Below are 14,405 nucleotides of genomic sequence, written 5' to 3'. Positions count from 1 at the left end.
GCCCCCTGCTCCATGGCTGCTCTCAACCAGGCGCCTTTGTGGGGGAGTTGGGGCCGTGTCGATGACGCGTACGGGAGGGCCCCGGAGCCACCGCCGTGGTGCCAGGGCCCTCAGTCGTGTCGGGCGTCCGGCTACTTGGCCTCTTCGTAGGCGACCCAGACCTGGCCGCGGTCGAAGGCCATCGGCTCGCCGTTCGCCCGGGTGAAGGTGGTGCCCGCCTCCGCGGTAGGCCGGTCCCAGGTGGTCTCGTACGCCTGGCCGTTGCGCAGCACGGTGGCCGAGCCGGTGCCGACCGTCTCCTCGTACGGGGCCTCGCCGCTGGAGTCCGGCGGCATGGCGACCTTCTGGACCACGATGGTCTTCCCGCCGAGCCGGTCGCCGTCGCTGCTCGTCGCGGGGGCGTCGTCGAAGGACGTGAGCCAGCGGTCCTCCTCCGCCGACCAGGTGAAGGAGGTGGTGGCGGCGCCGTAGTTCACGGCGCGATCCGTGGTCGGCGTCCCGCCCGCGGGCGCGTCGTCCGCGAAGCGGAAGCCGATGTCATCGCTCGTGCCGACCGCGGGAGCTTCTTGGAGGATCTTGTCGGGGTACCCGTAGAGGTTGTGAGGTGCTTCGTGGTCGGTGCCCCGGAAGTAGTCGTCGGGGAAGTCCTCGTGGGACACGCTGTAGAGCGTGGACGCGTTGATCATGTCCACGACTTCGGCCCGTGTGCCGGAGCACGCGAGCGCGGGACGGCCGAACATGCGGAGCTGCTCGATGTTGTACTCGCGAGCGCTGCGCACGGGCCCCACGGTCGGGGGTAGTTTGCTGGAGTAGAGGCCGAGCAGTCGGCTCAGGCCGCCCTCCACCTTCTCGACGAAGACGATGTCCGCGTCCTCCAGGGCGGTTTGCGGGCGGGCGCCCTTGTGGTTGTCGATCTTCACCGCGAGGACGGGCGCCGGCTCGGCGGGCAGTGGGGACCTCCGCGCACCTCGGGTCTTTCCGGTGTGGGTCGGTGAGGCGGTGTTGCCCAGCGTGAACAGCCTTCCGTCGTGGGGGAGTCGGATGGGCAGCCACCTCATCTCCTCGGGGCCACGTCGTCAATACCGTTGTATGACTTGTCCTCACTTCGCGAATGCGACTGCTGGCGGACGTCTTCGGCCGTACGGGCGAGGACATCCACCATCACCCCCTTCGCCACTGCGCGCCGCGCGTGGCCCTCGTCGCTCCGAACAATTCGAGGCGACCGGATCGCAGCGGATCGCAGCGGCGCGGAACGGCGCGGTACGGCGCGGAACGGTGCAGTACGGCGCGGAACGGTGCAGTACGGTGCGCAGCGGCGCGGCGGCGCGGGGTGAGCCATGCCGCCGGTGAATCAGGTCGATTCGCGCACCACGAGTTCGTTCGGCATGATCACCGGCCCCGTGGGGCCGCCGTCGATCAGGCCCAGGAGCAGGTGGACGGTCGCGGTCGCCTGGTCGGCCATCGGGCTGCGCACAGAGGTGAGCGCGGGACTGGTGTAGGACGCTGCTTCGATGTCGTCGAAGCCGATGACCGCCACGTCCTCGGGGACGCGTCGGCCCGTTCGATGGAGGGTGCGCAGGGCTCCGATCGCCATCAGGTCGTTGGCCGCGAACACCGCGTCGAGATCGGGATCGTCCTCCAGGAGCTGCCGCATGGCTTCGGCGCCGGAGGCTCTGGTGAAATCGCCCAGTGCCACGATGGAGCGACGGCCGGTGTCACGCAGCGTCCGACGGTAGCCATCGAGACGCTCACGCGCCTCGTACAGTTCGAGTGGTCCGGTGATGGTGGCGATCCGGCGCCGACCGCGCTCCAGAAGATGACGTACCGCCAGAGCCGCTCCGCCGGCGTTGTCCAGCGCCACGTACGGGACGTCCTGTGCGGAGGTGCGGTTGAACGACACGACAGGCAGGCCCTGCCGGGCCAGCGCGCCCGGCAGGGGATCCGTACCGTGCAGGGCGACCAGGAGCACGCCGTCCACATGCCCGCCGGCGATGTACTCCACCACTCTCGTCCGGCTCTGGTCCGATTCCGCGAGCATGAGCACGAGCCGTTTGCCCGCCGTCTCGAGTTCTCTGCTGACGGCGCGGACCACGGCGGAGAAGAGGGGGTCGTCGGAGACGACTCCTTGAGGCGGGTCGGAGACCACCACGGCGAGTGTGTCCGTGCGGCGGGTGACGAGATTGCGTGCCGCCCCGTTGGGCACATAGCCCAACTCCCGCACGGCGCGCATGACGACGTCCCGGATCTGCGGGGCGACCGTCGTCTCGCCGTTGATGACACGGGAGACGCTCGATTTGGACACGCCCGCTCGGGCGGCGACCACTTCCAGAGTGGGGCGTTTCATGCCTGTCCGTCCCCTGTGCCGCCGCCCGGATTCGTGCGCGGAGCGGGTTTCTTCATCGGGGCGACCTCCGGCTCTGCGGCATGACGATGTGAGCAGCGTATCCGCAGGCCGGGGCGGCATGACCATGCTCGGGAGTGCGTCCCCCTCAGCGCCACCCTCGTGGCTTCCGGTGTGCCAGCCCAGCTTCTGAGAGACCGCTCCCTGTGTTTCTCGTAGGTGGTAAGTCGCTGTTTTTTCAAGGTGAATGAGCCCTTGACAGCCTTTGCCGCCGCCTCCATTGTCCCTCTCAGGGAGCGCTCCCTCACCTCCCCCCATTTGAGGAGTCGCCCATGCGATCGCTGCTGCGCCGCTTCAACTTATTCCTGGCCCTCGCGGCCTCACTGCTCGCTTTTGTCGCTCTCCCCGCCCCTTCGGCTCAGGCCGCGGAGGTCTTGCTCTCCCAGGGAAAGCCCGCCACCGCGTCGAGTACCGAGGGAGCCTTCAGCGCTCGGAGCGCCGTCGACGGCGACCCCGGGACGCGCTGGTCCAGCGCCTTCGCCGACCCGCAGTGGATTCAGATCGACCTCGGAGCAAGTGCCGAGATCACCCGAGCCGTCCTCAACTGGGAAGCCGCGTACGGCACGGCGTTCAGGATCGAGGTATCGAGCGACGCGCAGAGCTGGACAGTCGTCCACCAGACGGCGACGGGCACGGGCGGCACCCAGAACCTGGCCGTCTCCGGCACCGGCCGCTATGTGCGTATGTACGGGACGCAGCGGGCCACCGCTTACGGCTTCTCGCTCTGGGAATTCCAGGTGTACGGCACCGCCGGGGCCGGCGGTCCCGGCGGCGGCGCCGACAGGCTGCTCTCCTACGGCAGGCCGGGCGCGGCCTCCTCCTCCCAGGGTGACCAGAACTGCTGGGAGTGCACACCGGCCAGGGCTTTCGACCGGGATCCGGCCTCTCGCTGGGCCACAAGCTCCACCACGGGATGGACAGATCCCGGCTGGATCTCCGTCGATCTCGGCGCGACGGCGCAGATCGACAAGGTCGTCCTGCAGTGGGATCCCGCCTATGCCAAATCCTTTCAGATCCAGGTCTCGTCGAACGGAGCCGACTGGACGCCGATCTATTCGACGACGTCCGGAACGGGCTTCAAACAGACGCTGACCGTCTCCGGCACCGGCCGCCATGTACGCATGTACGGGACCGAGCGTGCCACCCCATACGGCTACTCGCTGTGGGAGTTCCAGGTGTACGGCACGGGCGGCGATCCGATACAGGCTCCGCCTCTGCCGAGCGACCCCGCGAACCCGCCGCGACTGGTGTGGAGCGACGATTTCGACGGTGCCGCGGGCGGCAGACCCGACCCCTCGAAGTGGAGGGCGGATCCGGGCACCGGGCCGAACAACGAGCTGGAGTACTACACCGACAACCGCAACGCCGCACTGGACGGGGCGGGACACCTGGCGATGGAAGCCCGCAAGGAGGTCACCGCCGGATCGTCGTGCCCGCGTGACCCGTTGAGCGGCAGCACCACCTGCCAGTACACCTCGGCGCGGATGAACACCGGCGCGACGTTCCAGTTCACCTACGGGCGCGTCGAAGCACGCATCAAGGTGCCCAAGGGCAACGGTCTGTGGCCCGCGTTCTGGATGATGGGCGCCGACTTCCTGACGGGCCGGCCGTGGCCGTACAACGGCGAGATCGACATCGTTGAAGTCCTCGGCAAGGACGTGAAGACCGCCTACTCGACCGTGCACGCGCCCGCCTACAACGGCGGAGGCGGAATCGGCGCGCCGTACACACTGCCCGGGAACGCCGACTTCTCCGACGACTTCCACACGTGGGCCGCCGACTGGAACAGCAGAGGCATCACCTACAGCCTGGACGGCCGGACGGTCTTCTCCCTCGACAAGGACCAGGTGGAGCGGACACGGGGGCCATGGATCTTCGACCACCCCCACTACATGATCCTCAACCTGGCCGTCGGAGGTGACTGGCCGGGACCGACAGACGCAAGCACTCCCTTCCCCTCCAAGATGCTCGTCGACTACGTGCGCGTCTACCAGTAGCCCCCCCCCGGCGCCCCGGCGCCCGGCCGTCCAGCGTTCGCGAAGTTCCCGGGCCGCTCCGCCCGCTCCCTCCGGGCGGCCCGGGACACCCGCAGCAACGCCGCGTGCACGGCCGCCGTTTGGCTGACGCTCTCCCCGTCGCTCCGCTCCCGCAAGAAGAAGGCCCTTCACCCCCCGATGTCCGTGAGGAAGTGAGATGCGTAGAGATCCCGCACATCTGTACACCTTGTTGGTGAACGCTCTGGTGGTCGTGCTGGCCGCCGCCCTGAGCCTGACCGTCTCGACCCAGCAGGCGCAGGCCGCGACAGTCACCGTCCAGGCCGAGTCCTACGCGGCCCAGTCGGGTGTCGCGTTGGAGGCGACCTCGGACACCGGCGGCGGGCAGAACGCCTCGTATCTCGCCGACGGCGACTGGATGCGCTTCGACAACGTCGACCTCGGCGCGGCCGGCCGGCTGACGGTGTCGGCCCGGATCGCTTCCGCCGTCGGCTCGGGAACGTTGGAGTTACGCACCGCGGGCCTGACCGGACCGCTGCTCGCGGTCATGCCGATCTCCCCGACCGGCGGTTGGCAGAACTGGGCGACCAGGACCACCCAGGTCACCACGCACCCCACCGGTTCCCAGACGGTGTTCGCTGTGCTCCGTAGCACGACACCCGGTGACTTCGTCAACATCAACTGGTTCTCGTTCGTCGGCGAGGGGGACAGCGCGGCGGCTGGATGGATTCCCATCGACCAGGCCAAGTGGAACGCTCAGTTGGCGCAGTTCCGCGCGATGACGCCGGCCGCGGTGCCCGCCGGTGTGGTCCGGGTTCCGGAGTTCAACGCCACCTGCACCTACAGCCACTCCAAGCCGGACGACCCCATCGTCTTCCCGGGTCTTCCCGGCGCGTCCCACATGCACAGCTTCTTCGGCAACAAGAGCACCGACGCGTTCTCCACGACCGAGTCGCTGCTGGCCAACGCGCCGACCAGTTGCACCCCTGCCAACGACCTCTCGGCGTACTGGATCCCCACCCTCTACGAGAACGACAAGGCCGTCGAATCCGAGGGCATGATCGTTTACTACGGTTCCCGGCTACCCGACCCCTCAGTGACTGTGCCCTTCCCGCAGGGATTTCGCATGATCGCGGGTGACGCCAGGGCGCAGACGCCTACCCCGGCAGGATCGCCGGGCCAGTTCTGGTGCGCCGGCGAGGGCGGCGAGACCGGCAGAAGTGCCGACGGCAACTGGCCGGTCTGCGCCCCGAAGGCCCACCTCACCCACCAACTCGTCTTCCCCGACTGCTGGGACGGCAAGAACCTCGACAGTCCCGACCACAAGTCGCACGTGGCGTTCACCTACGACGGCAAGTGCAGCGGCGCCTACCCCGTCGCCATTCCCAACCTCTCCTTCGTCACCAGCTACCCGACCAGCGGCAGCACCCAGGGCTTCCGGCTGGCGTCGGGCATGCCATCGTCCATCCACGGTGACTTCTTCAACGCCTGGGACAACGCCGCTCTCGGACATCGCGTGAAGGACTGCATCACCCAGAAGGCCAAGTGCAACTCCGCGGGCACGTTCTGACCCTGTCGTCTGCATGCGCCGTGACCATGGCGCTGTTGGCTGTCGGCCGCACCGCGCGGCCGACAGCCAGCACGTCGCCGAGATCAGCCTTCAACGCGCGACGCAACTTGGATCCTCTTGATGATCCCCATGGCCGAGCGTGCGCGGCTCCCGACCGATCTGGCACCCTCCCGCACGGCGTACCCGGCCCTGGCCACGCCGGCGGCGGAGACCGGATCGACACCGCGCGCGGACCTGCGCCGCCTGCGCGCCATGCCGTGCTGAAGGTCTCAGACGTCCCCGACACCCACCCCCACGCGGGGCACAGTTGGCCGGCCTCGGCACCCTGGCCCTGACGAACGGAGGGACGTTACGACCGGATTCTCACCGACGCGCTGCGCGCGCACTCCACGCAGTCCCGGATGCCTTTGCGCCGGCGCGCGGACCCAAGGCCGCGCCGACAAGGCGAAGGAACTGGCCGCGGCTGTCGCGAAGCGCACAGCCGAACGGTCGTCGAGCTGGCGGGTCGCGGTATCACCGCGACCGCGGCCGCGACCCGTTGGGTGCTTGAGGTCGGGAAGTCCTCCTTGGACGGCTTCACACTCGCCGACAAGCTGATCGACTCCGGCGAGAAGGAGGATCAGCTCGTCCAACTGTGGGAGGAACATGGAGCCGACGGGGTCGACGTGGCGGCCTTGGAGTCCCGACTGGCGGAGATTGGGGCCGCAGGTTCAGTGGCCCGAACTCGTCCACGTACACACCACCCGGTCATCGGACCGGCGGGGTGTCTGCCAGGAGACCTTGCCCTCGCGCAGTATCCGGCGCCGTCACCGTGCCCGGGCCGCCGTTTCCACACCCCGTAGGACGCGAACCCGACCGTGGGGCCATCCCCGCACGCGCGGGAAGCGCCAGTTCCATCTCCCGCTCTGTGGCGGGGCGATGGACCATCCCCGCGCGGGCGTCCTGCCGCAGTGAGAGTTGAGCGGTCTCACCGGGGTTCGATTGGTGAGGGTCTCATTCCGGGGTGGGTTCCTCGGCGATGATGTGGGTCAGCAGCGTGCGGGCCTCCTTGATGCGGGGGTGGGCCGGATGCAGAAACTGCTCGCAGGCGGCCAGTGCCTGACGGGCGGTGGCCTCCGCCTCGTCGCGACGACCCAGGCCGTGCAGGGCCCCGGCTGTCACGATCTCCAGAGTCCCGCTCGCCGTGCGACCCCCGGCCGGTGTGTACCGGCGGACCTCGGCCAACGCCTCCTCATACCGGCTCTGCCCGTTCAGGCTGCTAACCAGCGCACGATGCAGGAAGGCGGCGGTTCGCCCGTCCGCCCGCGGCAGGTTCCCGCGGGCGATGGCCTCCGCTTCTTCGTAGCGGCCTTGTCCGTTCAGTGCGGCAGCCAGGTTGGTCAACGCGTTCAGCTCGATCCTCCACATCTTGGCGAGATGTGCGATTCGAGTTGTGCCGCGCAGGATGTCCTGCGCCTCGACCTCGGCCTCGGCGTGCCGGTCCTGTTGCACGAGGACCGCCGCACGATTCGACCGGACCGCAAGAAGCAGTTGCCGGTCGGCGCCGACTGTCTGCTCCAAATCCGTGATCAGGGTCTCGAGCTCGGGCAGCAGTTCCGCCCCCCGGCCGTGGGCGATCGCCGCCCCAGTGGCAAGGGATCGGGCCAGCCACGAGACCAGTTCGGGGTCGCCGTCCCGGGCGCGCGGCGAAGCGGCGAGAGCCCGCGCCTCTGCCTCGGCTTGCTCGAAGCTGCCCGCCTCAAGGAGTTCTCGGATACGGTCCAGGACAACCCGTTGCGAAGAGGCCGCCCTCCCTCTGGCCCGCCCGTGCCGCGCCCGTTCCCACCCCGTACGTATGGATCTCACAAGCCGCAAGGCTATGGGCCCGAGGAAGCCTGGATCCTCGTGGGTGCCAAGTGGGCACAAGCCGCCCCACCGCCAACCTCTGTTTTCCTCGCAAGCACCCGGCACTCAAAGTTCGGTGAGACAACTCAACTTCCGATGGGACGGGACACCGTACGTCGCCGAGACCATCCCCGCGCGTACGGGAACAGACTCTGCGGCACCGTTGCGGAACAGAAGGAGGTATACGTCGCGGTCGGTCCCGCGCAGCCTCACATCCGGGATCTCAGCACGTCGACCTCGCAGCCCGGGGCGGACGGGTCGAAGCCGTGCTCGACCAGCCAGCGAACCCCCAGCAGGCTTCGCAACGACCACCACGCGCGGATCACTTCGAGGTCGACGTCGGTGCCGTAACCGGCGATGACGTCGTCGAGGTGCTCCTCGTGTCCGAGCGTCAAGGTGGCGAGGTCGAACAGGGCATCACCCCGGCCCGCCTCGGACCAGTCGATGATGCCGGTGACCTCGTCACCGTCGACGAAGACGTGCTCGATCTGCAGGTCGCCGTGCGTGAACACCGGAGTCCACGGCCGGATCGCGGCCTCGGCGACCTGGCGGTTGCGGGTGACCAGATCGGCGGGCAGGACGCCGTTCGTCACGAGCAACTCGCACTCCCTGTCGAGTTCCGCCACCAACTCGTCGGGACCCCGGCGGCGCCGGCCGGCCCAGGGCGGCAACGGCGCCTCGTGCAACTGCCGGATGGCGGCACCCGCCGCGGCCCACGCCGCCGCTGACGCGGTCGACGGCTCACCGAGACGGCCGAGCACCGTCCCCGGGACGGCGGCGATCGCGAGCACGGGCGGCTTGCGCCACAGGACCTCCGGTGTCGGGACCGGTACCAACGCCATCGCATCGACCTCGACGTCGATGCGCGCCTGATCGGCGTCCACCTTCAAGAACACGTCGCCGACGCGCAGGGTCGCGCGCTCGGAATGCGCGACGACGACTTTGACCTCATCCATGGGCGCTCAGTATCCCGGAGATGATCGCCGCCGTCCCCGGGATTGTCGCGTGCGATTGCGCGGCTGACCGCGTCCCGCTACCCGGCGGCCTCGTGCACCACACCAACCTCTGACCAGGTCAAGGCGTCGTGGGGGAGCAGACCGGGGGTGATATCGGCCTGGCGTGTGGGAGGTGGTCAGTAACCTCAAGGGCCATGGGAATTCAAATCGATGTAGTGGCGGGTTACCCGATCGACGATGAGATGGAGAGGGTGCTCGGGCTGGCCGAGGCGGTCGGCGAACCCGTCACTGTCACGTTCATCTGGGAGGGGCGTGAAGAGGCGGAGCGCGCCGTTCTGGTGCCTGCGGCCACGCTGGCGCTCTGGGAGCATTGGGCCCCCACCGCCTACTCGACGGGTGACGCTGGGAACGAGAACCGGGATGAAACGGCGAAGCCGGAACTGGCCTACCCGGCGGAATTCGGCACGTTCACGCTCTTTCGTCGTCGCGTAGGAGGGCGCACCGCGGTCGCTCGCGGAGGCGCGGTCGTCGCCGAGCTCCTGGGCCCCGAGGAGGCGCACTGGCTCCAAGAGCAGGCCCGCAACGTCCGTCAGGGCTTTATGGATCCGAAGCAGAAGGCGGCGTTCGAGGAGTTCCTCGCCCGACAGCCACCCCTCGATGACCGGTGACGCGACAACTCGCGTGGGGAGTAACCCAGAATGGATAGAACCGGACGCGCCGGACTGGGACCACCCCCGCGGGTGCGGGGAACGCCCCGACGACCTGTCCGAATGAGCTTCGGCTGACCCTCACCGGTCACCGGGCCCGCAGTAGTCAGGCCACCGATCGCAGTTGGTCCAGTTCGCTGCTGATCGCTTCCCGCAGCACGTCATGCTGCGGACCGATCCTGAACCGCTCGTCGCTCCATCGTTCACGCGGATGGAGCCACACCGGAGCACGCACCACGTCGGCCGGCTCCCATTCGAACCGCGGCCAGACATGTGCGTGCAAGAACGGGTCGGTGTTCCCCAGGATCTCCAGGTTGACCCGGCGGAAAGCCGGGTCAAGCCGCCGACAGGCACGCTCGACCGCTTCGCCGAGCTGGTCCATGTCGGACAGGAAGGACAGCCGCTTCGCCCTCGGCAGGTCCGACAGCCGCTGCACATCCGGCTCGTCCACCAGCAGAACCGAGTAGCCCGGCAGGAACTGAACGTCCCCGATTACCGCGAACCCCGCCGTCAGCCGTCGCAGCACGGTCGGGTTCTCGCCCCTCAGCGCAGTCCCGATTCGGTCCATCCGCCAGTTGCCAGTCATGGCCAGAACCTACATTCCGCTGATCAAGGCCGCTCTTCGATCCCCACCCTCCTCACGCAGTTCAAAGACCGAGCAAGTGGGGGTGAGGAGCGGCCCCGGCCGGTTTTCAGGGATCCCCGCCAACTAGGACTACGCGACGGCTGATCCCCGTACTGGCATCACGCCGTCCCACGTGCGATACCGGCGTGGCAGCATGCGGCAATGGTCTTTCGACACCCCGACGGCGACTACGCGATCACCACGATGTACTCCGTGCCCGATGACGCCTGGTATCTGGAACTGGATCGAGTGGCCGAGCAACGGACTCTCGTGACCGCAATCGTCCCCGACGAGGATCCGGCACGGGAGCCGACGGTGTGCTTCAACCCGCACGCAGGGCACGCTGACGTTCCGTACGAGGTCATGCGCTGGTTCATGCACCAGGTCGATGAAGAGATCCGTACCTCCCGTGCCTGGATGCGGCTGGGACCGGACCTCGTCGAGATCATCCACCAACTCCGTCAGGAGCATATGGGCGTCATCGACGATGACGACTTTCCCCAGGTTCTGGCGGACGTGCGCACCACGGTCCCCGAGGAAGACCTCCCCGCCGTTCTGGAGGCCGCCTTCGGGCGGAATCCTGACGGCACCACCATGGACCACCCGCAAACGCCCCAGCCTGTGGACGGTCAAGGAGACAGGACCTAGTACCCCAGCAGTGTTGTCCGTTCAACGATGTTGTTCAACAGCCCATTGCCGTAACTCGGCAGAGAAGCCCGCTCCCCGATGCCGGGTTCGCTTCGGGCCAGGCGTACGGGAGGATGGCCGCGTTGCCGGCCGGCGGCCATTGACGGCTGTACCGCGCACGCCTACGTTGCCCTCACCCGTACGCCGGACATGTGCCGGTCTTGACGGATCCCGAGGACATGGGGGCAGGGCGATGAAGGCAGTGCTCCAGGAGCGGTTCGGGCCGCCGGGCATCCTGCGGCTGACGGAAGTCGACCGGCCACAGGCCGGGGCCGGCCAGGTGCTGGTACGTGTGCACGCCGCCGCGCTCAATCCCTACGACTGGCACATGATGCGCGGCGACCCCTACGCGGCGCGACTGATGGGCGGCATGGGGCTGACCCGTCCGAAGTACCGCGTGGCCGGCATCGACGCGGCCGGAGTGGTGGAGGCTGTCGGTGCCGGCGTGGGAGGGCTCCGGCCCGGCACCCCGGTACTGGGCTTCTGCGCGGGGGCGTTCGCCGAATACGCGTGCGCTGCACCGGAGTTGCTGGTACCCAAGCCCGAGCGTCTCTCCTTCGAGCAGGCAGCGGCCACGCCGATGGGAGCGGTGACCGCCCTGCGCGGCATCCGGACGGTGAGCCGGGTCCGGGCCGGGCAGCGGGTGCTGGTCAACGGGGCGGGGGGCGGCGTGGGCACCTTCGCCGTACAGATCGCGGCCGGGCTGGACGCAGAGGTCACCGGGGTGTGCAGCGCCGGCAGCACCGAGATGGTGCGCTCGCTGGGCGCCGCGCACGTCATCGACTACGCCCGCGCGGACTTCACCGAAAGACACGTTCGCTACGACGTGATCCTGGACAACGTGGGCAATCTGCCGCTCAGTCGGCTGCGTCGGGCGCTCACCCCGACCGGAGTCCTGGTGGCCAACGGCGGCGGCTCACCCGGCCGGGTGTTCGGGGCGATCGGCTCCATGCTGAGACTGGCCCTGGTCAACACAGTCACCCGGCAGAGCCTGCGCCCGATCATCCCGGCAACCCCGAGCGGTCCGGCCCAAGAAGATCTACTCGCCGTGACCACGCTCATCAACGCCGGTCGGGTCACCCCCGTAGTCGGCCGGACCTACCCCCTGACCGACACGGCCGAGGCCATGCGGCATATGGAGGAAGGCCACTCCCGCGGCAAGACTGTGATCACTGTGCACTGACGCGCGGCCTGCGGGCCCGGCTCGCCCGCCGGGGGGCAGCTGATCCGACCGGTCTGTCGACGGCATCCGTCCGACTGCCCGTCCGCCTGCCCGGCATCAATCCCGGTCACTCAACTGCCCCACTACTCAGTCGGGTTGGGTGGGGATACTCATGTCTCGTGCCTCCACGCGGGATGAGGATGGGTGCACCGGCGGCGCAGTGGGCGCCGATCGGGATCTCGCTGAGACGATGGTGGAGTGCCTTTATGTCCCGACGTACGGTTGTTCTGTCCGTGGCTGCCGCAGTCGCCGTTGTAGGGGGAGCGGGTGCGTTCGCTCTCGTGCACGCGGGAGAGCGGCAGTCTCTGTCGCAGGCGCACGGCACGGCTCGTTACACCGCACCTGACGGTGACCGTGACGGCTCACTGGTCTTCACCACCGATGTGACGGCGCCATCCGGCGTGACGGGTGTCAGGGTTCTCGCTTGGCCCGCGGATTCGTCCTTCGCGGGCCAGGAGCCGACCGCCGAGGACTTGGCCGCCGCGGAACCGGCCAAGTGCCTGCCATCCGGTGAGGAGACGGTGCGCTGCGTTTACACCGTCCCCGTCACGCGTACCGATGCCGAGGGTTCCCCGCGCGGCGTCTGGCACGTCGCGGTGCTGGCAAGCGCCGCGGACGGCTCGACACAAGTGGACGCGAAGGCGGCGGACTTCACCGTCGGGTGAGTGGTTGAACGATGCAGGGGCGATACAGGGGCCACGTGTGAGCGATCGAGCAGGCTACCGTCCTGCCGTCCTGCCGCACGTCCGCCCTACCGTACGCCCGCCCCAACGCCCGCGCGCCCGGTGTGTGGTGGGGGTCGAGCGTGAGGCTGCCGCCGTCGTACTCGACGATCTTCATGCGCAGGCCAGGCCGATGCCGGGGGAACTGCTCGCTGGTGAGCAGGCGTTGGAAGACGACGAAGGCGCTGGCGGTCAACTCGGGCGCGATGCCGATGCCGTTGTTCCCGACGCCGACCGCCGAGGGCGACCGCACCCAACTCGGCATGCCGCTCCAGAACCTGCTCACCAATGCGGTCTAGTTCCGCGCCCTCGACCACACCCACACATCGTGTTCTGCCTCCAGGCGTCCGCGACTTCACGCACCGTCAGGGCGCGTTCATGCCCCTGTGCCCCTGTGCCCTTGTGTCGTCTCGGCGGCGGTCGGCGAGGACTGTCGGCAGATCCTCGATCGAGGCGATCCGGGCCCGCAACGCCCCGATGTCACCGCGGGTGGCACCCCGCTGGGCGGTCGATCGGAATCCGGACGGTGAGCGTGCTGCGCTGACCTGGCCTGAACAATCCCCCCACGGCTCGTCGCTGTGCGGTCGGGGCGGCCTGAACTCCCTTGCTTTGGAGATGGCGAGGCTGGAAGATCATTCAATATCCTGCACATTTCTTCCCAGGGGGGATCATGCACGTGAGATACCGCGCCATGTCCGTCGTGTTGAGCGCCGCCGCGCTCTCGCTTACGCTCGGCATGCTCCCCAGCGCCGCCGCCGACGCCGACAGGAAGCACGGCACCCGGGCCGAACAGACGTCGCTGAGCCGAGAGGGTTATTGGCCCCTCGATGCGGCACCCGGCGGAATTGCTCCCAATGTGGAGCCCCAGGGCCTGCCCCTCACTCTGAACGGTGATTCCTGGATCTACCAGAATGACGACATCTTCGGAGACGCCGCATTGGTCGGTCGGGGCGAACTCAGGCTCGACGGCGACGGCGACTGGGCGGCGACGTCCGCGGCACCGGTCAGTGGGGACGGAAGCTTCACTCTCGCCGTTCGCGCCCGATTGGCCGCGGCGGACGACAGGACCCAGACCGTCCTGTCACTTCCGGGCTCCGAGGCCGACCGCCTCGCGATCCGCTACCAGGCGGCGAGCGGGAAGTGGGAAGTCGTGGTGACCACCAAGGACGAGGCGACTGCCCCGCAAGTGGTCATCGCTGAGGAGCAAGCTCTCCCCAACGACACACCCTTCAGCCTGGGCGACCACTTGGCCGTTGTTTTCAACGCCTCTGCCCAAGAGCTGCGCTTCTACGTGAACGGCCAGCTGTCCGATACGTCCACCGCGGTGGACAGCACGTCCTGGACAGCCTCGGCCGGTCTGCAGGTGGGCCGGTCGGCGATCAACGGTGAGTACTTCTCAGGCTCCGTGGACGAGGTACGCGCCTACTCCGACGCGGCAGACCGTACATCGGTCATACAGATGGCCAACCCGATGTCGCTTCCCGACCTGTAGCCACCAAGCGGGCCAGACCCAGCGCCGGAGCGCTACGGCAATTTCGTGGCCCCGCGTCGCCGGCCGTCCGGCGTGTGCCGCGCTGCCGGTGTGTCACTGACGGACGCCGGTTCGAGCGGCCTGTTCGACGCGTTCGATCAGGCGG

At 68.5% G+C, this 14,405-nt stretch carries 14 protein-coding genes; 9 read left to right on the top strand and 5 right to left on the bottom strand.

All coding sequences use genetic code 11. From position 1 onward, the window contains the following. Positions 1 to 131 precede the first annotated feature (131 nt). On the bottom strand, positions 132 to 1,058 hold the full coding sequence (locus P3L51_RS02935; protein WP_354603422.1) for a DUF3048 domain-containing protein: 927 nt from the start codon (positions 1,056 to 1,058) through the stop codon (positions 132 to 134). Between the two features lie 293 nt (positions 1,059 to 1,351). Next, entirely contained in the window at positions 1,352 to 2,344 is a 993-nt protein-coding gene (locus P3L51_RS02930; protein WP_354603421.1) for a LacI family DNA-binding transcriptional regulator, read from the bottom strand. A gap of 329 nt (positions 2,345 to 2,673) precedes the next feature. Here P3L51_RS02930 and P3L51_RS02925 point away from each other — a divergent pair, with 329 nt between their 5' ends. The 3 genes from P3L51_RS02925 (at position 2,674) to P3L51_RS02915 (ending at position 6,229) form a co-directional block, all read left to right on the top strand. Then, on the top strand, positions 2,674 to 4,398 hold the full coding sequence (locus P3L51_RS02925) for a discoidin domain-containing protein (protein WP_354603420.1): 1,725 nt from the start codon (positions 2,674 to 2,676) through the stop codon (positions 4,396 to 4,398). A 232-nt stretch (positions 4,399 to 4,630) separates the two neighbouring features. Next, a complete protein-coding gene (locus P3L51_RS02920; RefSeq protein WP_354603419.1) occupies positions 4,631 to 5,965 on the top strand; it encodes a DUF1996 domain-containing protein in 1,335 nt (444 codons plus the stop codon). Positions 5,966 to 6,094: 129 nt separating this feature from the next. Beyond that, positions 6,095 to 6,229: a hypothetical protein gene (locus tag P3L51_RS02915; protein WP_354603418.1), complete on the top strand. Its 135-nt coding sequence runs from the start codon at positions 6,095 to 6,097 to the stop codon at positions 6,227 to 6,229. 729 nt (positions 6,230 to 6,958) lie between these two features. Here P3L51_RS02915 and P3L51_RS02910 read toward each other — a convergent pair. After that, a complete protein-coding gene (locus P3L51_RS02910) occupies positions 6,959 to 7,810 on the bottom strand; it encodes a tetratricopeptide repeat protein (RefSeq protein ID WP_354603417.1) in 852 nt (283 codons plus the stop codon). 248 nt (positions 7,811 to 8,058) lie between these two features. Beyond that, positions 8,059 to 8,805, bottom strand: coding sequence for a phosphotransferase family protein (locus tag P3L51_RS02905; protein WP_354603416.1), 747 nt, complete (start codon positions 8,803 to 8,805; stop codon positions 8,059 to 8,061). Between the two features lie 194 nt (positions 8,806 to 8,999). Between P3L51_RS02905 and P3L51_RS02900 the strand changes: the two genes are divergently transcribed. Next, on the top strand, positions 9,000 to 9,473 hold the full coding sequence (locus P3L51_RS02900) for a hypothetical protein (RefSeq protein WP_354603415.1): 474 nt from the start codon (positions 9,000 to 9,002) through the stop codon (positions 9,471 to 9,473). 145 nt (positions 9,474 to 9,618) lie between these two features. On the opposite strand, the gene P3L51_RS02895 is transcribed toward P3L51_RS02900, so the two are convergent. Then, positions 9,619 to 10,098, bottom strand: coding sequence for an HIT family protein (locus P3L51_RS02895; RefSeq protein ID WP_354603414.1), 480 nt, complete (start codon positions 10,096 to 10,098; stop codon positions 9,619 to 9,621). A 201-nt stretch (positions 10,099 to 10,299) separates the two neighbouring features. Here P3L51_RS02895 and P3L51_RS02890 point away from each other — a divergent pair, with 201 nt between their 5' ends. The 5 genes from P3L51_RS02890 to P3L51_RS02870 all read left to right on the top strand — a co-directional run bounded on the left by P3L51_RS02890 (position 10,300) and on the right by P3L51_RS02870 (position 14,260). Further along, the gene (locus P3L51_RS02890) at positions 10,300 to 10,785 is read left to right on the top strand and encodes a hypothetical protein (protein ID WP_354603413.1); all 486 of its coding nucleotides are present in this window, start codon (positions 10,300 to 10,302) and stop codon (positions 10,783 to 10,785) included. Positions 10,786 to 11,017: 232 nt separating this feature from the next. Next, positions 11,018 to 12,007 (top strand): NAD(P)-dependent alcohol dehydrogenase, encoded by a 990-nt coding sequence (locus tag P3L51_RS02885; RefSeq protein WP_354603412.1) that lies wholly within the window; start codon positions 11,018 to 11,020, stop codon positions 12,005 to 12,007. A gap of 245 nt (positions 12,008 to 12,252) precedes the next feature. Next, complete coding sequence (locus tag P3L51_RS02880; RefSeq protein ID WP_354603479.1) at positions 12,253 to 12,711, top strand: DUF5707 domain-containing protein; 459 nt, start codon at positions 12,253 to 12,255, stop codon at positions 12,709 to 12,711. 212 nt (positions 12,712 to 12,923) lie between these two features. Beyond that, on the top strand, positions 12,924 to 13,067 hold the full coding sequence (locus P3L51_RS02875) for a hypothetical protein (protein WP_354603411.1): 144 nt from the start codon (positions 12,924 to 12,926) through the stop codon (positions 13,065 to 13,067). Between the two features lie 392 nt (positions 13,068 to 13,459). Next, positions 13,460 to 14,260: a LamG-like jellyroll fold domain-containing protein gene (locus P3L51_RS02870; RefSeq protein WP_354603410.1), complete on the top strand. Its 801-nt coding sequence runs from the start codon at positions 13,460 to 13,462 to the stop codon at positions 14,258 to 14,260. The last annotated feature ends 145 nt before the right edge of the window (positions 14,261 to 14,405 follow it).

The sequence above is a fragment of the Streptomyces panacea genome (assembly GCF_040560175.1).
Lineage (GTDB): Bacteria > Actinomycetota > Actinomycetes > Streptomycetales > Streptomycetaceae > Streptomyces > Streptomyces panacea.
Note: the sequence above shows the minus strand (reverse complement) of the source record. Positions and strands in the feature narration are given on the sequence as shown.

Bases quoted from the DNA above. Each gene is read 5' to 3' on its own strand.
- P3L51_RS02935 (WP_354603422.1), bottom strand. From the start codon at position 1,058: ATGAGGTGGCTGCCCATCCGACTCCCCCACGACGGAAGGCTGTTCACG.
- P3L51_RS02930 (WP_354603421.1), bottom strand. From the start codon at position 2,344: ATGAAACGCCCCACTCTGGAAGTGGTCGCCGCCCGAGCGGGCGTGTCC.
- P3L51_RS02925 (WP_354603420.1), top strand. From the start codon at position 2,674: ATGCGATCGCTGCTGCGCCGCTTCAACTTATTCCTGGCCCTCGCGGCC.
- P3L51_RS02915 (WP_354603418.1), top strand. From the start codon at position 6,095: ATGGCCGAGCGTGCGCGGCTCCCGACCGATCTGGCACCCTCCCGCACG.
- P3L51_RS02905 (WP_354603416.1), bottom strand. From the start codon at position 8,805: ATGGATGAGGTCAAAGTCGTCGTCGCGCATTCCGAGCGCGCGACCCTG.
- P3L51_RS02900 (WP_354603415.1), top strand. From the start codon at position 9,000: ATGGGAATTCAAATCGATGTAGTGGCGGGTTACCCGATCGACGATGAG.
- P3L51_RS02895 (WP_354603414.1), bottom strand. From the start codon at position 10,098: ATGACTGGCAACTGGCGGATGGACCGAATCGGGACTGCGCTGAGGGGC.
- P3L51_RS02890 (WP_354603413.1), top strand. From the start codon at position 10,300: ATGGTCTTTCGACACCCCGACGGCGACTACGCGATCACCACGATGTAC.
- P3L51_RS02885 (WP_354603412.1), top strand. From the start codon at position 11,018: ATGAAGGCAGTGCTCCAGGAGCGGTTCGGGCCGCCGGGCATCCTGCGG.
- P3L51_RS02880 (WP_354603479.1), top strand. From the start codon at position 12,253: ATGTCCCGACGTACGGTTGTTCTGTCCGTGGCTGCCGCAGTCGCCGTT.
- P3L51_RS02870 (WP_354603410.1), top strand. From the start codon at position 13,460: ATGTCCGTCGTGTTGAGCGCCGCCGCGCTCTCGCTTACGCTCGGCATG.